Below are 21687 nucleotides of genomic sequence, written 5' to 3' on the forward strand. Positions count from 1 at the left end.
CTCCCCGCTTCATGCCGCCTGTTTTCCCTGTGGAGCGGTCATGACCTAGAAAGCGAACAAGGGGAGAGGAACAGGAATGACAATAATTTATATCGCCATAGGGTGCGGCCTGCTGGCCGTGCTGTACGGCATTATCACCGCCAGGCAGGTGCTGAGCGCATCGCCGGGCAACGCGAAGATGCAGGAAATTGCGGCCGCCATTCAGGAAGGCGCGCAGGCCTATCTGGCGCGGCAATATCGCACCATCGCCATCGTCGGTGTGGTCGTCGCGGTGCTGGTGTTCGTATTTCTGGGGATCACATCGGCCATCGGTTTTTTGATCGGCGCGGTACTTTCGGGCGTGGCCGGCTATATCGGCATGAACATCTCGGTGCGCGCCAATGTGCGCACGGCGGAGGCTGCGCGCAGTTCGCTGCAAAGCGGGTTGACGGTCGCGTTCCGGGCCGGGGCTATCACGGGGATGCTGGTGGCGGGGCTCGCGCTCCTCGCGATCTCGGTGTTCTTCTGGTATCTGACGGGGCCGGGCCAACATGCGCCTGACGACCGGCTTGTCATCGACAGCCTTGTCGCGCTAGCCTTCGGTGCGTCGCTGATTTCGATCTTCGCGCGTCTGGGCGGCGGTATCTTCACAAAGGCTGCGGACGTGGGCGCGGATCTTGTCGGCAAGGTCGAGGCAGGTATCCCCGAGGACGATCCCCGCAATCCTGCGGTCATCGCGGATAATGTGGGCGACAATGTCGGCGATTGCGCGGGCATGGCCGCCGATCTGTTCGAAACCTATGTCGTTACCGTTGGCGCGACGATGGTGCTGATCGCTTTGCTGATAACCGGCATCGACAATGCGCAGTTGATGAAGCTGATGTCCCTGCCGTTGGCGGTGGGCGGTATCTGCATTATTACCTCGATCATCGGCACCTACTTCGTGCGGCTGGGGTCGAGCCAGTCGATCATGGGCGCGCTGTACAAGGGATTTTGGGCGACTGCGATCCTGTCCATCGGTGCGATCTATTATGTCTGTCATCAGGTGCTTGGTGATCTGAACGCGGTGTTCGGTGCCGATCTGGATGGCACGGGCGGCTATACCGGCATGGCGCTGTTCTGGTCCATGATGGTCGGTCTGGGCGTTACCGGGCTGCTGGTCGTCATCACCGAATATTATACCGGCACCAATTACCGCCCGGTCCGCTCCATCGCCAAGGCTTCGGAGACGGGCCACGGCACCAACGTCATTCAGGGACTGGCGATCAGTCTGGAATCGACCGCGATGCCGACGCTAGTGATCGTGGTCGGTATCATCATATCGCACCAACTGGCGGGCCTGATCGGCATTGCCTTTGCCGCGACGGCAATGCTGGCGCTGGCCGGGATGGTCGTGGCGCTCGACGCTTATGGGCCAGTGACCGACAATGCAGGCGGTATCGCCGAAATGGCAGGCATGGAGCAGGACGTGCGGACGCGCACCGACGCGCTCGATGCCGTGGGCAACACGACCAAGGCAGTGACGAAGGGCTATGCCATCGGATCGGCAGGGCTGGCGGCACTTGTGCTGTTCGGCGCGTATACGGAGGATCTGAAATTCTATAACTCGGCGCTCGGGCTGACCGATGCCGTCGATTTCAGCCTCTCCAATCCTTATGTCATCGTCGGGCTCCTGCTTGGCGCGCTATTGCCCTATCTGTTCGGGGCAATGGGGATGACGGCTGTGGGCCGTGCTGCCGGGGACGTTGTCAAAGACGTTCGCGCACAGTTTGCGGAGAACAAGGGCATCATGGATGGCACCAGCAAGCCGGACTATGCCCGCACCGTCGATCTGGTAACGAAAGCGGCGATCAAGGAAATGATCGTGCCGAGCCTGTTGCCCGTACTAGCGCCAATTGTCGTGTACTTTGCGATTGCGGCGGTGGCGGGTGTGTCCAATGGCTTTGCGGCGCTTGGCGCATTGTTGTTGGGCGTTATCGTCTCCGGTCTGTTTGTTGCGATTTCCATGACCAGCGGTGGCGGGGCATGGGACAATGCCAAGAAATATATCGAGGACGGTCATCATGGCGGTAAGGGGAGCGAAGCTCACAAGGCGGCAGTGACGGGCGATACCGTGGGCGATCCGTACAAGGATACGGCAGGACCGGCGGTGAACCCGATGATCAAGATCACGAACATCGTGGCGCTGCTGCTGCTGGCAGCACTGGCGCACGGAGCGGCCTGAGATCGGAGTGCGGCGCGGAGTAGGTGATCCTCCCCGCGCCGCTACCCTCCTGCCTTGGACGTCAGAACGATCCGGGCACTTCCCTTTGTATCGTGCTTGGGCGATGTGGAGATACCAGCTTTCGCACGCTTTCCTTGAGCGACTGACCCGTAACGCTGGGGCCACTGGCGATGGGCGTGCAACTGCGCCCGGCGAGAAAATCGAGAGCTTGGCGGGTGGATGCTTCCTGCGGATCGCCCAAGGCGTGGCCTATGTCATCATCCGACCGGCAGCTTGCCTTTACTGTACCGGCCAGCCCGTCGAAATAAGCCGATGAGCGCAAACTGTTTTGCACGGAGAACGCCACTGCGCGTAACCGGTCGTCGCACTGGGGTCGGTCGAGCGCAATCTGGCCCACGGGCTTGCCGTAGGTGTTGCTGCCGATCAGTCCGACAGCCGTATCGAGATACGGTACGAAGCCGTTTATCAGAAGTTCGCTGGCCGAGGCCGTACCCCCGCCACCGATGAAGGCAATACGGGTGGGGGCGATCGATTCGGTCTGAGGAATGAAGGAATACGTGCTATTTTGTGATTATTTTTCAGAGCGATAGGTGATGTAGGAAAACACGTCCGAGCTGAATCGGTTCTTACCCATCAGATTGGCCATGACAGCCGCAGTCGATAACAGGCCGCCACCGTTATAGCGCAAGTCGATGACGACTTCGGTGATGCCCTGATCCCTGAGCATCGCAAATGCATTGCGCAGGGGTGTTTCGGCAGGCGTAATGAAGGTACGCAAGTTGATGTAGCCGACGCGCCGCCCGCCATCGTCGATGATTTTCGCACCATAGCGGGTCGACACCGGCAGCAAAGTAAAGTCCGCCTTTGTAACATTGACTTCGTGCATGCCGGTGGCGTCATTGATGCGCAGCCGCCGGGTGACGCCCACATCGTCCGGGCCAAGCGCATTGCTAACGCCATCCAAGCCGCTGGCTGCCGCGATATCGGCCACGGATCGCATATCCGATGCGCTTGTGCCGATCGCAAGTATTTCCGCGCCGCGATCTATCCCGGCGTTAAGTGCGGGCGCGTTTTCGAATGCTTCGATGACGAAAATGCGCCGCTGCGCCGAATCCGTGGCAAGGCGAAAGCCGAAACCTGCGCTGGACCCGGCATTATAGTAGGCATTTTCCTCGGCAATCGATGTGACATAAGTGAAATAGCGATCCCGGCGTTGGCCGCGCGCGGTGGCCGTAAGCGCGTCGACATAATCGCCGAGCGTACTGTAGGCAGCAGGGTCGAGGCTGGCAGGAAGCGTTTCGGGGAAAAGATACCATTCCCGCATCTGCGCGGCCGCCCAGTCCTGCCGATCGCGCAAGGCGCATCCGGCGGTGGGAGTGGGTGTAGGTGTTGGAACCGGGGTCGGTGTTGGCGTGGGGGTAGGTGCGCTGGTGCCCGAACCGCCACCGCCACAGGCAGACAGAAGAGCCAGCGCCGCCGTCATCCCGATCAATCGTCGAAATCGCATCATACCCCCCAATGCCACCAGTCCGGTTATGCACGATGCGATATGATTGCGTTATGAATATTCTCTTAGAGTTTCAAAATGTCCGAATTTTGTTCGAGAAACGTCGCGGGGAGGTCCGCCATAAGGGTGCAGGGAGGCGCTGAAGCAATCCTGACGGCGTCTTTCCAAGCCACAGAATATTCTCCGCTAGGAAGAGGCGCAGATTGTAAAAATTGAGTCCTACATGCTAGCGTATCGCACGGTTTCCGGGGGGATGTATGCAACGCGTTATTCATGGACTGCTTGTTACTGGTGTTGTTTTTGCAGGGTCGTTGGGGTCCATTCCTGCTTTGGCGCAGAGCGCGGCGAGCGAAAAGACAGCGACTGCTGAACGTAAACTCATTCCGATAGAACATTTTGCGGAGCTACCGTTCCTTGAGGAGCCCAGCCTCTCTCCCGACGGTAAGAAAATTGCTGCGAAGATGGCGATCAACGGGCAGCAGGCACTTGTGATCCTGGGGCTTTACAGCAACGACAAGTCACTGAAGGCAGTAAATGCAGGCAAGAACGACCTTAACTGGTGGTCGTGGGTAAATGACGACTGGTTGATCGCAGGTATTGGATCCAGCCAGTTCGTCCAGGGGCAAAGCTTCTATCTGCGTCGGCTGGCCGGAATTAGATCCGATGGCGCTAAAATCAATATGCTCGTGAGCAGGCAGGCCGCTCAGGCCGCAGATGACGTGCTTTGGAAGGCCCAGGATGGTTCTGCCGATATTCTACTGGCTTATCAGAGCTCTATTTACATCGGTGACGCTGGTTTCTGGCCAGAGGTTGACCGTGTAGACGTGTCCACGGGCAAGACACGCAAGATCGTGTCGTCCAAATCCAGCGTTTTCGATTGGTATGCCGATGCCCAAGGCGCGGTGCGTATGGGAATTGGCTATGTCGATGGCTCGCGTACATACCGACTTCACTATCGTCCCGACGCAACGGGGCCGTTTCGCGTGGTCGATAGAGCCGATCTTCGGCGGGACGAAAGTCTCACAGTCCCGACCATGTTTCTGGCGGACCCCACCAAAGCAATTACGCGAAGCGATGAGGCCGATTTTTCTTCTTTTTACGAACTCGATTTGACCACGATGGAGAAGGGTAAACGGGTGTTCGGTGTGCCAGGCTATGATGTGGATAGCTTGATTTCAGATCGTGCAGGTACTGGCGTGGCAGGGTATCGCTATACTTCCGAAGGCGCAAAAGTGCATTGGACCGACCCCGAAATGGCTCAGATCCAAGCCGACATCGACAAAGCGCTAGGGACGCGCAAGGGAACGATCGTGTCGATGAGCCGGGATTGGTCGACACTACTTGTCCATGTTGGAGCAGCCGACCGTGCGGGCGCCTATTATGTGTTCAGGCCGACGGAGAGCAAGATGTCCTTGCTTGCAAAAGAGTATAGCGCATTGGGAACGGCACCGCTCTCTCCGGTTCGGACCGTCCATTACAAAGCGCGTGACGGATTGGAAATTGCTGCGGTGCTGACCCTACCTGCCGGTCGCGATGCCCGCAATTTACCTATGATCCTTCTGCCGCACGGAGGCCCCTTCGCACGCGACAGCGAAACATTCGATTGGTGGACGCAGTTCCTGGCCAATCGCGGTTATGCGGTCATCCAGCCGAACTATCGCGGCTCTTCTGGCTATGGCGTCAGCTTTGCCGAAAAAGGAGAAGGGCAGTGGGGTTTGGCGATGCAGGATGACCTGAACGATGCCGTCGATTGGGCCGTAAAAGAAGGCATCGTAGATAAGGATCGTGTTTGCATAGCCGGGGCATCTTATGGGGGCTATGCCGCATTTCGGGCCGCACAGCGCGATGGCGGACGCTTCAAATGCGCGATATCCTATGCAGGCGTCTCCGACCTTGGTGCGATGATGGCGTTCGATGGGCGCTTTTTAAACGGCGGTCGTCGACGTGACTGGATGCGCAAGCAGGCACCGGATTACAACGCGGTGTCACCGGTCAATTTCGCAAGCGAGTTCTCCATCCCGATGTTGGTCATGCATGGCAAAGAAGATTTGCGCGTGCCGGTCAAACAATCGCGGGAAATGGTGGAAAAGCTGAAGGCTGCAGGTAAGCCGGTCACATATATCGAGCAGCCTCTTGGCGACCACCATTTCTCTCGTGGGCCGGATCGATTGCAGTTCCTTAAGGAAATGGAAGCCTTCCTGGCGAAGTATAATCCGGCCTAAGCCGCAGGGTCGGCCCTTGCCTCGTCGGCTATGCTGCCTATAGCGGCGACATGCGTTCGTCAGCCGATCTCTTTGCTGCACAGCTTTCCGCCCTGCAATCGCGGGGACGGTTGCGGCGGTTGGTGCCGCGTACAGGGCTCGACTTTGCTTCCAACGATTTTCTGGGACTGGCGAACGATTCCGTCATTGCACAGGCGGTGGCGGACGCGGTTTCGCGTGGCGTTCCGGTGGGGTCTGGCGGCTCGCGGTTGTTGCGGGGCAATGCGCCGGAGCACGAAGAACTTGAGTTGCAGGCGTCGACTTATTTCGGAAGCGAGGCGGCGCTGTACTTCGCCAATGGCTTTGCCGCGAACATGGCGCTGCTGGCGTGCCTGCCGCAGCGAGGCGATCTGATCGTTGCCGATGCGCTGATCCATGCCAGCGCGCATGACGGCATCCGGCAGTCCAAGGCAGCGCATGTTTTTGCGGCGCATAACGATCCGAACGCGTTCGCCGATGCTATCGCGCAATGGCGCACCGGGGGCGGCACCGGACGGGTGTGGATTGCCATCGAGACGCTATACAGCATGGATGGCGACATCGCGCCGGTGGCCGCGCTGGCGGAGATTGCAGTGCAACACGATGCGATACTGCTATTCGACGAAGCGCATGCGACGGGGGTGTTCGGCCCCGGTGGGCGCGGGATTGCCGCGGCGCTGGAAGGGCAGGGCAATGTCGTGTCGTTGCACACATGCGGTAAGGCGCTGGGGGTCGAGGGGGCATTGGTTTGCGGCCCACGATCGGTCGTCGACTGGCTGGTAAACCGCGCGCGGCCTTTCATATTCTCGACCGCGCCTTCGCCGTTGATGGCGGTGGCTGTTGGGGCAGCATTGCGCCGGATCGAGGGGGCGGACGATCTGCGATCGGACTTGCTGGCCTTGCGGGACCGGGCTGCGGAGGCGATCTGCGCGCCGCTGGGCTTGCCCGAACCCGAGAGTCAGATTTTGCCGGTCATCATCGGTGAAGACAAGCGGACGATGGTTGTCGCAGCGGCGTTGCAGGCGGCAGGGTTCGATGTGCGGGGGATTCGCCCGCCGACGGTTGCGCCGGGGACATCGCGGTTGCGTATTTCGCTGACGCTCAATATCGGGCTGGCGGATGTCGATGCGCTGGGTCTGGAATTGCGGGAGGCTATGGCGTGACGCAGGCTGTGGTGGTGACAGGGACCGATACCGGCATCGGCAAAACGGTGTTCGCGGCCGGACTGACGGCGGCACTGGGCGCGCATTACTGGAAGGCGGTGCAGGCCGGGCTGGAGCCGGAGGGGGATGCGCAGACGGTGGCTACGCTGGCTGCGCTGTCCGCTGAACGCATCGTCCCGGAAGCGTATCGGCTGACGACGCCCGCTTCGCCGCATCTGGCCGCGCGTATAGATGGTGTGGAAATCGATCTGGCGCGATTGGCGTTGCCGGATATCGCCGGACCGTTGGTGGTCGAAGGGGCGGGGGGTGTCCTCGTGCCGTTGAGCGAGACAGTGCTGTATGCGGATATGTTCGCACGGTGGCGCATGCCGGTGATCCTATGCGCGCGGACTGGATTGGGTACGATCAACCATAGCCTGCTCAGCATCGAAGCGTTGCGCGCGCGCGATGTGCCTTTGCTGGGAATCGTGTTTATCGGCGATGCGCACGAAGAGAACGAACGGATCGTTCCGGTGCTGGGGAGAGTCGCGTCGTTAGGGCGGTTGCCGATGCTCGATCCGTTGACACCGGATACGCTGGGGGCGGCGATGCAGGATTGCATCGATATGGCGGCGATAAGGGCGGCTCTGTGAGTGTTTTCGTCATTCCCGCGCAGGCGAGAATCCATCTTCGAAGCTATCTCCAGATGAGACGTCGGGAGATGGATTCCCGCTGGCGCGGGAATGACGGTAGTTGTGGAGGTGGGGTGTTATGACCTCTCCCGTTTGGCATCCCTTTACCCAGCATGGGTTGAACGAACCTATACCCCGGATCGTGCGCGCAGAAGGTGCGGTGCTGCACTGCGCCGATGGCAGCAGTTTGATCGATGCGATATCAAGCTGGTGGGTGACTACACACGGCCATTGCCATCCGCGCATTGTTGCGGCGATTGCCACGCAGGCCGCAACGCTCGATCAGGTGATCTTTGCAGGTTATACGCACGACCCTGCCGAAGCCGTGGCGCGGGGTCTGGTCGCGCTGGCGCCTAATGGGCTCGACCATGTGTTCTTTTCCGACAGCGGATCGACGGCAGTGGAAGTCGCGCTGAAGATGGCGTTGGGTTACTGGAATGTAGTCGATCCGCGTCGGGTATCCATCGTCGTGATGGAGCATAGCTATCATGGCGACACCATCGGCGCGATGTCGGTGGGGGAGCGGGGGGCGTTCAACCGCGCCTACGAACCGCTGTTGTTCGATGTCGTTACAGTGCCGTTTCCGGCTGCGGGGCGAGAGCAGGTTACGTTCGATGCGCTGGAGGCGGCCTGTGCTGCGAAGCCTGCGGCTTTCATTGTCGAACCGCTGATCCTGGGCGCGGGTGGGATGCTGATGTATCCGGCCTGGGTACTACGCGAGATGGCAGCGATCTGTGGGCGGCATGACGTGCTGTTCATCGCTGACGAAGTGATGACCGGATGGGGACGGACCGGCACACTGTTCGCCTGTGAGCAAGCCGATGTGGCGCCAGACATACTGTGCGTGGCCAAGGGCATTACCGGCGGCGCGATCCCGCTGGCCGCGACGTTGGCGAGCGGGCGTATATTCGAAGCGCATCTTTCCACCGACCGGGCGAAGATGTTCTTCCATTCGAGCAGCTATACCGCCAACCCCATCGCCTGCGCCGCCGCCGCTGCGAATCTTTCCATCTGGGCTGAGGAGGATGTGCTGGGCCGGATCGCGGTGTTGTCGCAGGGGATATCGGATCGACTGGCCGGTCTGGATACGGCCGCTTTCACGAGCCCGCGCCAGCAAGGCACCATTGCTGCGGTCGATCTTGTCACCGGCGATCATGGCTATCTGTCGTCGGTCGCGCCAGCATTGCGCGCGTTCTTTCTGGAGCGAGGACTATTGCTGCGGCCGCTGGGCAACACTATCTATGTCATGCCGCCTTATTGTACCGATGCCGGACAATTGACGTGCATCTTCGATGCCATAGCCGAGGCGGGTATGCTGTTCGCCCGATAGCGCCAAATACAGCGCGGCAACGGCATAGCTTTTCATTTGCACTCTTTGCCGCTATGGCGGCGCGAAATTTTTGGTTTATCGGGATATTATGGCGAAAGAAGAACTGCTTGAAATGCGCGGATCGGTTGTGGAATTGCTTCCCAACGCGATGTTCCGTGTAAAGCTTGAAAATGATCATGAAATATTGGGCCACACCGCGGGCAAGATGCGCAAGAACCGCATCCGCGTGCTGGTGGGCGATGAAGTGCTCGTCGAATTGACGCCTTACGATCTGACCAAGGGTCGGATTACCTACCGCTTCAAATGATCGTGGCCGCCCCGGCGGATCACGCAGGCAAGGATGCGCAGGCGCGGCTGGTTCTGGCGTCCGCATCGCCGCGTCGGCTCGATTTGCTGGCGCAGATTGGCGTGGTGCCGGACATTATCGATCCCGCCGATATAGACGAGACGCCGGGCAAGGCGGAACGACCCGAACTCTACGCCGCGCGCATGGCCGTAGAAAAGGCGCAAACCGTGGCGGTGCGTCATCCCGGCTGCGTGATCGTGTCGGGCGATACTGTGGTTGCGGCGGGGCGGCGCATATTGCCCAAGGCAGAGACCGAAGCGGACGCACGCGCCTGCCTCGATATACTGTCCGGGCGTCGACATCGGGTGCTGAGCGCGGTGACGGTGATCGACCCGCAGGGCAAAGCGCGTCACAAGCTTTCGATCAGCACCGTCACTTTCAAACGGCTCCACGCCGATGAGATCGACGCCTATATCGCTTCTGGCGAATGGCACGGCAAAGCGGGCGGCTATGCGATACAGGGCCGCGCCGCCGGATTGATCCGCGCGCTACAGGGCAGCCATTCGGGCGTCGTGGGCCTTCCTCTCTATGAAACGCGGGCCATGCTCCGCGCTGTGGATTATCCTTGTGGCTGAATGGTTGTACGAAGAAGGCATTGGCGAATGCCGCGCGGCGCTGGTGGAAAAAGGCGCGATTCTTGAGGCGCAGATCGAGCGGGAACGCCGACTGGTGCTGCCTGGTGCCACAGCACAGGGGCGGCTGGTCCGTACGCTGATCCCCAAGAAGCGCGGTATCGTGCGGCTGGATAGCGGCGAGGAAGTGCTTCTCGAACCCATCCCGCCGAAGGTAGCGGAGGGCAGTGTCGTTGTCGTCGATATCCTGCGTGCAGCGATTCCTGAGGAGGGACGCGCGAAACTGGCGAAGGGGCGCATCGCCGCACCCGGTACGCGCCCGCATCCCGGCCCCAGCCTGCTGCAACGGCTGCGCGAGACCGAGTTTCCTGTCGTGCCTTGCCCTGCCCATGCCGAAGACCAGCTCGAAGCGCATGGCTGGAGCGAGTTGCTCGACGAAGCGGCCAGTGGCGAAGTGGGGAGCGAGGACGCGGCACTGCGTATCTTCCCGACGCCCGCCATGGTGTTGATCGATGTAGACGGGAGCCTGCCGCCTGCGCAGCTTGGTCCGAAGGGGGCGAAGCTGGCAGCGTTGGCGATCCGCCGGATGGGGTTGACGGGGTCCATCGGTATCGACTTGCCGACGATGAACAACAAGGATGAAAGGCTGATCGCGGCAACACAGATCGATAAGCTGTTGCCACTTCCCTTCGACCGGACGGCAGTGAACGGCTTTGGCTTTATCCAGATCATCCGCAAGCGGGAACGCATGTCGCTGATGGAGTTGCTGCGCGAGGATCCGGTGATGAATGCGGCGATGGCGCTGCTCCGTAAGGCGGAGCGGCATGGGACGGGCGGGGCGGTTACCATCGTCGGTGCGCCTGCCGCCATCGATATGCTGTACAAGGCGACGGACTGGATCAGGCAGCTTGAAACGCGGCGCGGCGGCAAGGTGACGTTGCGCCCGGATGCATCGCTTTCCCTCTCCGCCGGACATATGGCCTAATCATGGCGCGCAAAGCATCCTGCCCCGTGTGCAAGGCACCGACCGTCGCTGAATTCAAACCTTTTTGCAGCCGGGGTTGCCGCGATCGGGATTTATTGAAGTGGTTGGGGGAGGACTATCGCGTTCCTGCTGGCCCCGCCGATGTCCCCGATGAAAAAGACGATGAATAGGGGCTAGACAGCGCCTGCAACGGGCGCTTATAGGCAGCGCTCCCAATCGCAGGAGCAATGCGCTCCAGCATCGATGCCCGGGTAGCTCAGTTGGTAGAGCATGCGATTGAAAATCGCAGTGTCGGCGGTTCGAATCCGTCCCCGGGCACCATTGGCTCTGATTTCAGCATCCAGCAGCGTCCAGAGACATCCCAAAAACGGCGGAAAACCTAGGTTTTTGACTAGCTCTTCGTCCCCCCATGTCCTCGGAGGTACACTGGCAGCCTGCCCTCGGTGATGGTATTTTGATGGTATTCGAAAAAGTACCATCTCGGAGATACCATCATGGCGCTCACTGTAACGGCAATAAATGCTGCAAAACCAAGGACTAAGCCATATAAATTGGCTGATGGTCTGGGGCTTTATATTCTGATCGCGCCAACCGGTGGTCGCTTGTGGCGAATGAACTACCGGTTTCTTGGGCAGCAAAAGACACTTTCCTTCGGAAGTTATCCAGACGTGTCGCTGGCAAAGGCTCGCGAGAAGCGATCGGCGGCGCGTGAAGCCCTAGCTGACGGCCGCGACCCTTTCGAAGTTCGGAAGGCCAATGTGCGCGAGGCAAAAGCAAAATTGGAAGAGACCTTCAAAGCTATAGCCGTTGAATGGCTAAGTAGGCTTGAAATCGAGGGACGGGCGCCGGCAACGCTCCAGAAGCTGCGTTGGCTTCTCGATCTTTCCTATCCACTCATCGGCAACCGGCCTATTGCGGATCTCACGGCGCTGGAATTGCTTGAAGTTCTACGGAAGGTGGAGGTGCGCGGACGCTATGAGACTGCAAACCGCCTCCGCAGCACATTCGGGACGATTTTTCGCTATGCAATTGTTACCGGCCGAGCGCAGCGAGATGTCTCCGTTGATCTTCGTGGAGCCCTTATTACGCCCAAACCTACGCATCGTGCCGCCATCCTAGATCCCAAGGCGCTGGGAGGCCTCCTACGGGCCGTCGATGCCCATGATGGCCAGCCTGCCGTGCGTATAGCGCTCAAGCTCCTGCCACACATGTTTCCGCGGCCGGGTGAGCTTCGAATGGCTGAGTGGAAGGAGTTTGACCTCGAAGCTGCTGTCTGGACCATTCCGCCTGAGAAAACGAAAATGCGTCGGCCTCACAAGGTTCCGCTGACCGAGCAAGTTCTGGAGATGTTGGCTGAGTTGGAACCGATCACGGGTGGCGGGGCATACCTGTTTCCCAGCATCCGATCCGCCGAGCGTCCGATCACTGACAACACCCTTAATGCAGCACTTCGGCGTCTTGGTTACGGAAAGGACGAGGTTACGGCCCATGGATTTCGGGCTACAGCGAGCACGTTACTGAACGAAATGGGTAAGTGGCATCCCGACGCCATCGAACGCCAACTCGCCCATGTAGAATCAAATGATGTCCGACGGGCTTACGCCCGTGGCGCTCACTGGGACGAGCGGGTCAAGATGATGCAGCACTGGTCCGATTACCTTGATGGCTTGCAGGCTGGCGCCAAGATTCTGAAGGGCAAATTTAGACAAAGATAACGTTGTTGTATCCGCCGTCCCCCGCTGCTCGATCGTATTCTCTCTTAGCTCGAAAGGACGTCCCGAAGGGCTTTGTCAGAGCAAACGCATCGCTAGTTAAGCAAGTACCGATAGCCAATAGGGATGCCCCGCCCGCACAAAATCGCCAGTCTGTTTCGCTATTTTAACTCTGCACCCGCTTGGAGCGGGCTGTGCTCCGGTTCCGACAAATCAAAGCGTTACAAAAGTTCGCCTCAGAATATCCCAACGTTCACGATCTCTTCAATCTGGAACCCCACCTCGTCGACCGTAAAAATCCCATACGCGCGCAAGCGACTTCTGGGTGACCTGCTGCATAGGGCAAAGAACCTGCTCCAGATTCTCGACGCAGTATGGGCACAGGATGATGCGGTTATGCGATAGCGCACCCTGTCGGCAACGCGCGCGACGCTCGTCGATCTGCATCACCCGAATGAGCATTCTTTGCGCCATTTGAAGTATATGGACGGCCACGGACACCCGCGCGCTATCGACGAGCCGTTCGGATCGGGCGAAACCATAAGCGGGGTCGAACAGGTCATCCTGCGTGACCATTAATACGGCGTAGCCAACACCGTTAAACTCGACGGAAATCGGCGTCTCAGCCGCCATCGATTGTTTTATCTCTTCCTGTCGTCCATTGGCATCGACCTGCTTAATCAACGTCGTCAATCGGGCGTCATCCAGCGTCCGAATGCCCCGACTCGCCAACGGCATTAAATTCCGTCGCGCGGGTCTCTCCCGCCGGTTTGTCGTGATCGCGAAGATGGGCGACCGCTAGCGCGGCAATTGGGGTCAGATCCGCACGCCCGGCCTCCAGCTGGACCATTATACGAGCCTTCATACGCGGATCCCAGAAACTGACAATATGATCGGCAGTGGCGGCCGCCGCGTGGTCTGCGGCCATAGTCGCAAAATTGCGCGCGATCTGGTTGACCATGTACACCAGTCGCTCATCGTTGCTCATCATGGACGTTACTGGGCAGCCACCGGGGTATCGATGCGGCGACTCTGCCTTGCCTGCGCTTCATACCGCGCTTGCCAGTCGGAAGGACCGTTCGATAGCCCAATCTGCACTGCCGTAACCTTGTATTCTGGGCAGTTGGTTGCCCAATCTGAATAGTCGGTCGTTATGACATTGGCCTGTGTCATGGGATGGTGAAAGGTCGTGTAGACGACGCCCGGCGCCACGCGCTCGGTCACTTGGGCGCGCAGAGTAGTTTCACCCGCCCTGCTGCGCAATAGTACCCAGTCGCCATCCTTGATGCCGCGATTTTCCGCGTCGGATGGGTGTACTTCCAGCAGATCTTCCGGGTGCCAGGCTACATTTGCGGTTCGTCGCGTCTGTGCGCCGACATTATAGTGGCTTAGGATCCGCCCGGTGGTTAGCAGCAGAGGGAAGCGCGGCCCGGTCTTTTCATCGGTCGGTACGTAATCGGTGACAACGAACTTGCCCTTGCCGCGCGAAAAACCATCAAGATGCATTGTGGGCGTGCCGTCCGGCGCACCCTCGTTCACCGGCCATTGCAAGGAACCCTGCGCATCGAGGGCATCGTAATTCACACCCGCAAACGTCGGCGTGAGCGCTGCTATCTCGTCCATGATCTGCGAGGGGTGGGCATAACCCCAACTCAATCCCATAGCGTTCGCCAAAAGCTGGACGATTTCCCAATCGGCATAGCCGTTGAGTGGCTCCATTACCTTGCGCACGCGCTGGATGCGCCGTTCGGCATTGGTGAAGGTCCCGTCCTTTTCCAGAAAGGTCGACCCTGGAAGGAATATGTGCGCGTAATTGGCTGTTTCATTAAGGAACAGGTCCTGCACGATGACACATTCCATCGCCGCCAGACCTGCTGCCACATGATGCGTGTTGGGATCGGACTGGAGAATGTCCTCACCCTGTACGAACAACGCCTTGAAGCTGCCGTCCGTGGCGGCGTCGAGCATGTTCGGGATGCGCAGACCTGGCTCGCTGTCGAGGGAAACACCCCAGGCGCGTTCAAACAGTTCGCGCGTCTGCGTGTCGGACACGTGGCGGTAGCCGGTAAATTCATGAGGAAAACTCCCCATATCACACGCGCCCTGGACATTATTCTGCCCACGTAACGGATTAACGCCTACGCCTTCGCGCCCGACATTGCCCGTCGCCATGGCGAGGTTTGCGATCGCCATCACTGTCGATGAACCCTGACTGTGTTCGGTGACACCCAAGCCATAATATATTGCCCCATTGCCGCCAGTCGCGAACAGCCTCGCAGCGGCGCGAACTTCGTGCGATGGCACGCCGGTCAGTGCTTCGATCGCTTCGGGAGACCGTTCGGGCTGTGAGACGAACTCTGCCCAGTCCTGATATTCGTCCCAGTCGCAGCGTTCACGGATGAATACTTCGTTAGCGAGACCCACCGTCACTATGACATGCGCTATCGCCGTCAGCATCGCGACATTAGTGCCGGGGCGTAACGGCAGGTGATGATCGGCGTGGATGTGCGGTGATTTTACAAGATCGATGCGCCGTGGATCAATGACGATCAATCGCGCGCCTCGGCGCAATCGTTTTTTCATGCGCGAAGCAAAAACCGGATGGCCGTCGGTAGGGTTGGCGCCGATCACCAGTATGACATCGCTATGCTGAACGCTGTCGAAGTCCTGCGTTCCAGCGGAAGTGCCGAACGTTGTTTTAAGTCCATAGCCGGTGGGAGAGTGGCAAACGCGGGCACAGGTATCGACATTATTGTTACCAAATCCCTGGCGGATCAGCTTCTGTACCAGAAAGGTCTCTTCATTGGTGCAGCGGCTGGAGGTGATGCCACCAACCGAGCGCGCGCCATATTGCGCCTGGATGCGGCGAATTTCGCTCGCAGTATGGGTTATCGCCTCCTCCCAGCTAACTTCTCGCCATGGCTGGTCAATCGATGCACGGACCATGGGTTTCAAGATACGGTCCTGATGCTGCGCATAGCCCCAGGCAAAACGGCCCTTGACGCAACTATGCCCGCGATTAGCTTTGCCTTCCTTCCACGGCACCATCCTCACGACTTCCTCCCCGCGCATTTCAGCACGGAAGGTGCAGCCGACACCGCAATAAGCGCAGGTGGTAACGACCGCACGTTCGGGCTTGCCGATCTCGACCACCTTCTTTTCGATCAGGCTGGCAGTAGGGCAGGCCTGCACGCACGCGCCGCAGGAAACGCATTCGGACGAAAGGAAATCATTGTTCTGGGAGGCGGCAACCTTCGATCCGAAACCACTGCCCTGGATCGTGAGGGCGAACGTACCCTGGACTTCATCGCATGCTCGTACGCAGCGCGAGCAGACAATGCACTTGCTGGGATCGAAATCGAAATAGGGATTCGACTGGTCCTTCGGTTGCCCCATGTTGGTCGCGCCGTCATAGCCATAGCGTACGTCGCGCAGGCCGACAGCCCCGGCCTGGTCCTGCAACTCGCAGTCGCCATTGGCCCCGCAGGTCAGGCAGTCGAGCGGGTGGTCTGAAATATACAGTTCCATCACGCCACGGCGCAGCTTCTTAAGCCGTTCGGTCTGCGTATGCACTACCATGCCCTCGGCGACCGGTGTCGTGCAGGATGCCGGATAGCCGTTGCGCCCATCGATCTCGACCAGGCACAATCGGCAGGAGCCGAAACTCGCCACGTTGTCCGTAGCGCAAAGCTTTGGAATGGCGCCGCCGATCAGCGATGCCGCTCGCATGATCGATGTTCCTTCAGGGATCGCAACGCTTTGGCCGTCGATCGTGACATTGACGGACTGGGCACCGGCCAATGCTGGCGGTGTTCCATGATCGGTTTCGCGCGAAAAGCTCATCGGACTGGCTCCACCACTTCGGCGGCAGCAGCGACTGCGCCGAAATCTTCAGGGAAATAGTCAAGGGCGCTCAGCACGGGATAGGGCGTAAACCCGCCCAGCGCACAAAGCGATCCGAACTTCATCGTATCACACAAATCGCGCAGCAATGCCGTCTGCGCCGCCGCGTCGGATTGCATGCGCTCAGGCGACCGCGAATACAGGGCAGCACCAAGGCCATGGGGCAAAGCGACGCCCGCACCCTGCCTGCCGCCCCGCCACGCGATGATCCGGTCGATCACCTCGACGCCACGGGTGGATCCTATCCGACAGGGCGTACATTTGCCACAGCTCTCGACCGAGCAAAATTCCATCGCAAACCTGGCCATGTGGGCCATGTCGACGCTATCGTCGAACACGGTTATGCCTGCATGACCGATAAGGCCGCCGGCTTCGGCGAAAGCCTCATAATCGAAGGGAAGGTGAAACATGGACGGCGGAAAATAGGCGCCAAGTGGTCCACCAACTTGCACTGCCCGAACAGGCCGCCCGCTATTGGTGCCGCCGCCGATGTCGTTAACCAGCGCGCCCAGCGTGATACCGAAGCCGATTTCGTACAGGCCCCCATTTCTTACATTGCCCGCCAACTGCACCGGCATAGTGCCGCGTGAGCGGCCAAAGCCGACGCTGGCATAGGCTTCCGGCCCTTTGTCGAGGATGAAAGGAACAGCTGCCAGACTCAGCACATTGTTGATGACGGTGGGTTTGCCGAATAGGCCTTCCAGTGCAGGCAAGGGCGGCTTGGCGCGCACTTGCCCGCGCTTCCCCTCGATCGAATCCAGCAGCGCGGTTTCTTCCCCGCACACATAGGCGCCAGCACCCTCTCTGACCTCAAGCGTGAAAGGCGCGATCCTGCCCGCCGCCAGCTCGATGGCCTTGCGCATCGTCTCAATGGCGAAAGGATATTCCGACCGGACATAGATATACCCATGCGAAGCGGCTACGGCATGTGCGGCAATAGCCATGCCTTCGATCAGGCAGAAGGGGTCGCCTTCCATCAGCATGCGATCGGCGAAGGTTCCGCTGTCTCCCTCGTCAGCATTGCATACAATGAATTTCTCGCTGCCCGGCGCGCCCAGAACGGTCTGCCATTTTATCCCGGTCGGGAAGCCCGCGCCGCCGCGACCACGCAGGCCAGAGGCTTTGACGCAATCGACGACATCTTGCCGATCCAGGCCGAGCGCCTTTTCTAAACCCCGCCATCCACCATGCGCGGCATAATCCGCATCGCTAAGTGGATCGACAACGCCGCATCGGGCGAAGGTAAAGCGTTGCTGGGACGCAAAGAACGCCAAGTCTGCGACATTGCCAAGCCGATTGGGGTGCGATCCGCTCAAAATCGCCGCAACATCCTGCGGCCCCACCGGTCCATAGCCAATCCGCCGATCGCCGTCTTCGATCTCGACCATCGGTTCGATCCGGAACAGCCCGCGGCTGCCCGTGCGGACAACATCGCATCCGGCATCGCGGAACGCCTGTGCAACGGCATCGACGCCTAAAGCAATCGACGCCATGTCCTGACTGATGAAGACTCGGGTCATGCGTTTACAGACTTTGCAATGCGATCAATCGCCGCTGCATCCAATCGCGCGACCGGTCGCCCGTCGACAAGCGCATTAGGGCCAATGGCGCACAGCCCTAGGCAGTAGACTGCCTCTAGCGTCACCGCACCATCCCCACGTGTCTTGCCCATCCCGACCCCCAGCCGACTGACAGCCACCGTTTCCACTGCCGCGCCGCCACGGGCCTGACAGCTTTCCGCGCGACATAGTTTCACGACATGGCGGCCCGCAGGGTTGCGGCGAAAGTCATGATAGAAGGTCACGACGCCATGAACTTCGGCGCGGCTGATGTTGAGGGCGCTGGCTATCAACGGTACGGCAGCGTCGTCGATATAACCTGTTTCATGCTGAACGGCATGAAGCAGCGGCAGTAGGGCGCTTTGGGTGTTCCCCACTGCGGCGCAGGCGCGCAAGATAACGTCAGCAAGCGCGGTCATGTCAGGCGAATCCGATCGATCGGCAGTCATCTGCTGCTCCTGCCGGGCGGCACGGGCTTCCTGCCGCTTCCGGTGCGGTTGGCACCATCACAGCGCCTTCATCCAGAACCGCATGCTATGCGGGGTCTCCAGAGTTTGATCGAGATCTTTCCAGCTTAGAGAGGCGTTCAGATCGGGCGCGAGCCGGTAGCCCCGCTTCTGCCAGAAGGGCGTGAGATCGCGTGCACTAAGCGGGCGCATCGGGTGGTCGTCCGGCCGTGCGACGGCGCAAAATGTGCAATGAGTTGCACAATACTCTGCTGCTGCAGCTTCGCGCTCGTCGAAAAAGCGATGGCCGATGCCCATTCCGCGAAATTGGTTCAGCAGCACTGACTCACCGAAATAAAAGACGGTATTGATATTGATTTCAGCGGTTTTGAATGGCGCGGTGATTGTGTCCGACTGCGTTGCAAGGGGCGATGCCGTCGCCATGCCGATCGGTATCTCGCCGATCCGCGCCACGATCAGGACAGACGCAGGATCGCTCAGAAATTCGGCAAGATAGGCCGCTTCATAGTCGGCGTTGCCATCGTAGAGATAGGGCCAGCTGCGGAAAACCGTCATCCGCAAGGTAGCAAGCGCGCGCAGCGTCAGGTCATCTCGGCTCATGCGTTCGATGGTCACCCGTTCGGCTGGATTGTCATAGAGTGGCATAGCGGTCGTCATGCGATCTGGGCCAGCCAGTCAGCAAGGTTGTAGTGATTGCTGACGCGAGAAAGCCTGCCGTCCACAATCTCAAAGAAGGCACCGACACGCAGTCGGTATGCCTGACCGCGCGCGGCGGGAAGGTGGCCATCGGTATGGAGATACGTGCCATTGAGCCAGAACTCCGCAGCACAACGTGTCCCGTCTGCCGACGTCAGGAAGACGGGATCGATAACCTCCTCGCGGTAGCAACGGTTCATATGGTCGAGAAATTCAGCGAAAGCGGCCTTACCAATGCGACCTGCGCCTTGCGACGGCTCGTGCAGGACACCATCCGTCAGGAGATCAAGCATCGCGTTGGAATCACCGAGATTGAAGGCATCATAGTACATGCTCACAAGTTCCACGGGCATATCCTCGTTCAGTCTTCAGGTGCGATGACGACCTTAAGGCCGACCATTGCCGATGTAAGAGGAACTTGACACGAGAGGCGCGACCTTTCGGTTCGGTGGTCACTGCTGTCCAACAGGTCGTTTTCATCGTCACTCAAGGCCGGAAGTGCGCCGCTATCTTCAATGTAAACGTGGCAAGTGGCGCACGAACAGCATCCGCCGCAAAGGGCAAGCAGTTCGTCAATGCCATTGTCGCGAATGGCTTCCATCAGGGAAAGCCCTGCTTCGGCTTCAAGTACGCGCTCAGTACGAGCGCGGTCCGTAACAATAATCTGAACCATTAATTTTTCCGTTTCGACAAGTGATCGGCATGCCAGCGCAAATGATCGGCCATGATTGTGGAAATGAAGTAATAGCTGTGGTCATAGCCCGGCTGGAGCCGCAGCGTCAGCGGAATGCCAGCTTTCTCGCAAGCCTCTTTGAGCAGATGGGGCTTAAGCTGTTCCGTCAGAAAGTTGTCGGCCTCCCCCTGATCGACCAGCAGATCGGCGACACGGGCGCCGTCCTCGATCAGGGCGACGGCATCATGTCGACGCCATGCCGCCTGATCGCGGCCCAGATAACCGCCAAGAGCCTTATGGCCCCATGGAACCTGCGACGGTGCGACGATCGGCGCAAAGGCGGATATAGCCCGGAACCGGTCCGGGAATGTCAATCCGATGGTCAGCGCGCCATGTCCGCCCATGCTGTGGCCCATGATCGACTGCCGATCCATGTCGGCAGGAAAATGCGCCCCTATAAGGTCTGGCAGCTCCTGTGTGATGTAGGTCCACATCTTGTAATGCGCCGCGAACGGTTCCTGAGTTGCATCGACATAGAAGCCGGCACCCAGACCGAAATCATAGGCACCGTCGGGATCGTCCGCCACGCCCTCGCCGCGCGGCGAGGTGTCCGGTGCGACGAAAATCAGGCCAAGCTCGGCACAGAGGCGACGAAACTCCCCTTTGTCCGTGACGTTGGCATGGGTGCAGGTGAGGCCGGACAAATACCAGACCACCGGCAGTTTCGTATCGGCTGCATGCTCGGGAACATATACGGAAAATATCATATCCGTGCCGGTGGCGGCAGAGACATGCTTATACACGCCCTGCACGCCGCCGAATGCGCGACTCGTCGATAGTGTTTCGACAGCCATTTGAACCCTTAGTCTGCCGTAAAGGTGTAGGCGCACACCTTGTTGCCACCCGGATCACGGAGATAGCCAGCATATGCACCTGGCAGATGGCCGCGCGGTCCCGCGGCACCTTCGCAAGTTCCGCCTGCCGCAAGGCCAGCCGCATGAAATGCGTCCACATCGGCGGTAGTCGCGGCAGCAAAGCCGATCGTAACGCCATTGCTCGAAGGAGCTTCGCCGTTACTGGGCTTAAGCACCAGGAGAGCAGGCTTGTCCTTGCCGTACAGAACAACGGTATCGCCAAACGGCCCCATATTCTTGATGCCCAGCGGTGAAAGTACCGCATCGTAAAAGGTTGTCGACTTGGATAAATCGATCGCGCCTACGGTGGCATGCGAAAATACGCCGTCGCCGGAAATAACTGCCATGATCTGGTCTCCCTTTACTATATGCTGCTAGTTAGAACACGACAACGGAACGAATGCTTTCGCCTGCGTGCATGAGGTCGAAGCCCTTGTTGATCTCATCCAGCGTCAGAACATGGGTGATCATCGGATCGATCTGAATCTTGCCGTTCATGTACCAATCGACGATCTTGGGTACGTCGGTACGTCCTTTGGCTCCGCCAAAGGCGGTGCCGCGCCAGTTGCGGCCGGTGACGAGCTGGAACGGACGGGTGCTGATTTCCTTGCCCGCTTCAGCCACGCCAATGATGATGCTGGTGCCCCAGCCGCGGTGGCAGGCTTCCAATGCCTGACGCATGACTGTCGTGTTACCGGTGCAGTCGAAGGTATAGTCCGCACCGCCATCGGTCAGCGCGACCAGAT

23 protein-coding genes and 1 tRNA gene are annotated in these 21687 nt (G+C 59.4%); 11 read left to right on the forward strand and 13 right to left on the reverse strand.

Annotation, left to right across the window (positions count from 1 at the left end; all coding sequences use genetic code 11):
- The first annotated feature begins 76 nt into the window (after positions 1 to 76).
- Positions 77 to 2203, forward strand: a complete 2127-nt coding sequence (locus LQ220_RS19620; RefSeq protein ID WP_230189832.1) for a sodium-translocating pyrophosphatase — start codon at positions 77 to 79, stop codon at positions 2201 to 2203.
- A gap of 61 nt (positions 2204 to 2264) precedes the next feature.
- Here LQ220_RS19620 and LQ220_RS25085 read toward each other — a convergent pair whose 3' ends face one another.
- Positions 2265 to 2600 carry a hypothetical protein gene (locus LQ220_RS25085; RefSeq protein WP_354958238.1) on the reverse strand — a complete coding sequence of 112 codons (336 nt, stop codon included), beginning with the start codon at positions 2598 to 2600 and terminating at the stop codon, positions 2265 to 2267.
- Positions 2601 to 2774: 174 nt separating this feature from the next.
- Entirely contained in the window at positions 2775 to 3713 is a 939-nt protein-coding gene (locus tag LQ220_RS25090) for a S41 family peptidase (RefSeq protein ID WP_354958241.1), read from the reverse strand.
- A gap of 254 nt (positions 3714 to 3967) precedes the next feature.
- Here LQ220_RS25090 and LQ220_RS19630 point away from each other — a divergent pair, with 254 nt between their 5' ends.
- From LQ220_RS19630 to LQ220_RS19675, 10 genes are all read left to right on the forward strand, one after another.
- The gene (locus LQ220_RS19630; RefSeq protein ID WP_230189833.1) at positions 3968 to 5932 is read left to right on the forward strand and encodes a S9 family peptidase; all 1965 of its coding nucleotides are present in this window, start codon (positions 3968 to 3970) and stop codon (positions 5930 to 5932) included.
- 50 nt (positions 5933 to 5982) lie between these two features.
- Positions 5983 to 7113 carry an 8-amino-7-oxononanoate synthase gene (locus LQ220_RS19635; protein WP_230189834.1) on the forward strand — a complete coding sequence of 377 codons (1131 nt, stop codon included), beginning with the start codon at positions 5983 to 5985 and terminating at the stop codon, positions 7111 to 7113.
- On the forward strand, positions 7110 to 7745 hold the full coding sequence (gene bioD / locus LQ220_RS19640) for a dethiobiotin synthase (protein WP_230189835.1): 636 nt from the start codon (positions 7110 to 7112) through the stop codon (positions 7743 to 7745). The genes LQ220_RS19635 and bioD overlap by 4 nt, the downstream gene beginning before the upstream one ends.
- Positions 7746 to 7863: 118 nt before the next feature.
- A complete protein-coding gene (locus LQ220_RS19645; protein ID WP_230189836.1) occupies positions 7864 to 9114 on the forward strand; it encodes an adenosylmethionine--8-amino-7-oxononanoate transaminase in 1251 nt (416 codons plus the stop codon).
- 88 nt (positions 9115 to 9202) lie between these two features.
- Positions 9203 to 9421, forward strand: a complete 219-nt coding sequence (infA, locus tag LQ220_RS19650; protein ID WP_037524582.1) for a translation initiation factor IF-1 — start codon at positions 9203 to 9205, stop codon at positions 9419 to 9421.
- A complete protein-coding gene (locus LQ220_RS19655; protein ID WP_230189837.1) occupies positions 9418 to 10035 on the forward strand; it encodes a nucleoside triphosphate pyrophosphatase in 618 nt (205 codons plus the stop codon). The genes infA and LQ220_RS19655 overlap by 4 nt, the downstream gene beginning before the upstream one ends.
- Positions 10028 to 11017 (forward strand): ribonuclease, encoded by a 990-nt coding sequence (locus LQ220_RS19660; RefSeq protein WP_230189838.1) that lies wholly within the window; start codon positions 10028 to 10030, stop codon positions 11015 to 11017. Before LQ220_RS19655 ends, LQ220_RS19660 begins: the two co-directional genes overlap by 8 nt.
- A 2-nt stretch (positions 11018 to 11019) precedes the next feature.
- On the forward strand, positions 11020 to 11187 hold the full coding sequence (gene yacG, locus LQ220_RS19665; RefSeq protein ID WP_230189839.1) for a DNA gyrase inhibitor YacG: 168 nt from the start codon (positions 11020 to 11022) through the stop codon (positions 11185 to 11187).
- Between the two features lie 75 nt (positions 11188 to 11262).
- A tRNA-Phe gene (locus LQ220_RS19670) sits at positions 11263 to 11338 on the forward strand.
- A gap of 173 nt (positions 11339 to 11511) precedes the next feature.
- Entirely contained in the window at positions 11512 to 12732 is a 1221-nt protein-coding gene (locus LQ220_RS19675) for an integrase arm-type DNA-binding domain-containing protein (protein WP_230189840.1), read from the forward strand.
- A gap of 261 nt (positions 12733 to 12993) precedes the next feature.
- Here the strand turns inward: LQ220_RS19675 and LQ220_RS19680 are convergent, their stop codons facing one another.
- The 11 genes from LQ220_RS19680 to LQ220_RS19730 all read right to left on the reverse strand — a co-directional run.
- Positions 12994 to 13422, reverse strand: coding sequence for a formate dehydrogenase accessory sulfurtransferase FdhD (locus LQ220_RS19680; RefSeq protein ID WP_230189841.1), 429 nt, complete (start codon positions 13420 to 13422; stop codon positions 12994 to 12996).
- Positions 13423 to 13429: 7 nt separating this feature from the next.
- Positions 13430 to 13720 carry a formate dehydrogenase subunit delta gene (locus LQ220_RS19685; protein ID WP_230189842.1) on the reverse strand — a complete coding sequence of 97 codons (291 nt, stop codon included), beginning with the start codon at positions 13718 to 13720 and terminating at the stop codon, positions 13430 to 13432.
- Positions 13721 to 13725: 5 nt separating this feature from the next.
- The gene (gene fdhF, locus LQ220_RS19690; protein WP_230189843.1) at positions 13726 to 16572 is read right to left on the reverse strand and encodes a formate dehydrogenase subunit alpha; all 2847 of its coding nucleotides are present in this window, start codon (positions 16570 to 16572) and stop codon (positions 13726 to 13728) included.
- Positions 16569 to 18152 (reverse strand): NADH-ubiquinone oxidoreductase-F iron-sulfur binding region domain-containing protein, encoded by a 1584-nt coding sequence (locus LQ220_RS19695; protein ID WP_230189844.1) that lies wholly within the window; start codon positions 18150 to 18152, stop codon positions 16569 to 16571. Before LQ220_RS19695 ends, fdhF begins: the two co-directional genes overlap by 4 nt.
- A complete protein-coding gene (locus tag LQ220_RS19700; protein ID WP_230189856.1) occupies positions 18149 to 18610 on the reverse strand; it encodes a formate dehydrogenase subunit gamma in 462 nt (153 codons plus the stop codon). The genes LQ220_RS19695 and LQ220_RS19700 overlap by 4 nt, the downstream gene beginning before the upstream one ends.
- Before the next feature lie 87 nt (positions 18611 to 18697).
- Positions 18698 to 19315: a GNAT family N-acetyltransferase gene (locus LQ220_RS19705; protein WP_230189845.1), complete on the reverse strand. Its 618-nt coding sequence runs from the start codon at positions 19313 to 19315 to the stop codon at positions 18698 to 18700.
- Positions 19312 to 19707, reverse strand: coding sequence for a ketosteroid isomerase-related protein (locus LQ220_RS19710; protein ID WP_230189846.1), 396 nt, complete (start codon positions 19705 to 19707; stop codon positions 19312 to 19314). Before LQ220_RS19710 ends, LQ220_RS19705 begins: the two co-directional genes overlap by 4 nt.
- Before the next feature lie 8 nt (positions 19708 to 19715).
- Positions 19716 to 20027 (reverse strand): 2Fe-2S iron-sulfur cluster-binding protein, encoded by a 312-nt coding sequence (locus LQ220_RS19715; protein ID WP_230189847.1) that lies wholly within the window; start codon positions 20025 to 20027, stop codon positions 19716 to 19718.
- Complete coding sequence (fghA, locus tag LQ220_RS19720) at positions 20027 to 20881, reverse strand: S-formylglutathione hydrolase (protein ID WP_230189848.1); 855 nt, start codon at positions 20879 to 20881, stop codon at positions 20027 to 20029. The genes LQ220_RS19715 and fghA overlap by 1 nt, the downstream gene beginning before the upstream one ends.
- A gap of 8 nt (positions 20882 to 20889) precedes the next feature.
- On the reverse strand, positions 20890 to 21288 hold the full coding sequence (locus LQ220_RS19725) for a VOC family protein (RefSeq protein ID WP_230189849.1): 399 nt from the start codon (positions 21286 to 21288) through the stop codon (positions 20890 to 20892).
- A 31-nt stretch (positions 21289 to 21319) separates the two neighbouring features.
- Positions 21320 to 21687 (reverse strand): zinc-binding dehydrogenase (locus tag LQ220_RS19730; protein WP_230189850.1); only part of this gene is annotated, 368 nt, incomplete at its 5' end.

Source organism: Sphingobium sp. CECT 9361, from assembly GCF_918741285.1.
Lineage (GTDB): Bacteria > Pseudomonadota > Alphaproteobacteria > Sphingomonadales > Sphingomonadaceae > Sphingobium.

Coding starts and splice junctions, on each gene's coding strand:
- LQ220_RS19675 (WP_230189840.1), top strand. CDS start 11,512: ATGGCGCTCACTGTAACGGCAATAAATGCTGCAAAACCAAGGACTAAG.
- LQ220_RS19705 (WP_230189845.1), bottom strand. CDS start 19,315: ATGACGACCGCTATGCCACTCTATGACAATCCAGCCGAACGGGTGACC.
- LQ220_RS19695 (WP_230189844.1), bottom strand. CDS start 18,152: ATGACCCGAGTCTTCATCAGTCAGGACATGGCGTCGATTGCTTTAGGC.
- yacG (WP_230189839.1), top strand. CDS start 11,020: ATGGCGCGCAAAGCATCCTGCCCCGTGTGCAAGGCACCGACCGTCGCT.
- LQ220_RS19685 (WP_230189842.1), bottom strand. CDS start 13,720: ATGATGAGCAACGATGAGCGACTGGTGTACATGGTCAACCAGATCGCG.
- LQ220_RS19630 (WP_230189833.1), top strand. CDS start 3,968: ATGCAACGCGTTATTCATGGACTGCTTGTTACTGGTGTTGTTTTTGCA.
- LQ220_RS19655 (WP_230189837.1), top strand. CDS start 9,418: ATGATCGTGGCCGCCCCGGCGGATCACGCAGGCAAGGATGCGCAGGCG.
- LQ220_RS19700 (WP_230189856.1), bottom strand. CDS start 18,610: ATGACCGCGCTTGCTGACGTTATCTTGCGCGCCTGCGCCGCAGTGGGG.
- LQ220_RS19620 (WP_230189832.1), top strand. CDS start 77: ATGACAATAATTTATATCGCCATAGGGTGCGGCCTGCTGGCCGTGCTG.
- LQ220_RS19715 (WP_230189847.1), bottom strand. CDS start 20,027: ATGGTTCAGATTATTGTTACGGACCGCGCTCGTACTGAGCGCGTACTT.
- fghA (WP_230189848.1), bottom strand. CDS start 20,881: ATGGCTGTCGAAACACTATCGACGAGTCGCGCATTCGGCGGCGTGCAG.
- LQ220_RS19645 (WP_230189836.1), top strand. CDS start 7,864: ATGACCTCTCCCGTTTGGCATCCCTTTACCCAGCATGGGTTGAACGAA.
- LQ220_RS19725 (WP_230189849.1), bottom strand. CDS start 21,288: ATGGCAGTTATTTCCGGCGACGGCGTATTTTCGCATGCCACCGTAGGC.
- LQ220_RS19635 (WP_230189834.1), top strand. CDS start 5,983: ATGCGTTCGTCAGCCGATCTCTTTGCTGCACAGCTTTCCGCCCTGCAA.
- fdhF (WP_230189843.1), bottom strand. CDS start 16,572: ATGAGCTTTTCGCGCGAAACCGATCATGGAACACCGCCAGCATTGGCC.
- LQ220_RS19710 (WP_230189846.1), bottom strand. CDS start 19,707: ATGCCCGTGGAACTTGTGAGCATGTACTATGATGCCTTCAATCTCGGT.
- infA (WP_037524582.1), top strand. CDS start 9,203: ATGGCGAAAGAAGAACTGCTTGAAATGCGCGGATCGGTTGTGGAATTG.
- LQ220_RS25090 (WP_354958241.1), bottom strand. CDS start 3,713: ATGATGCGATTTCGACGATTGATCGGGATGACGGCGGCGCTGGCTCTT.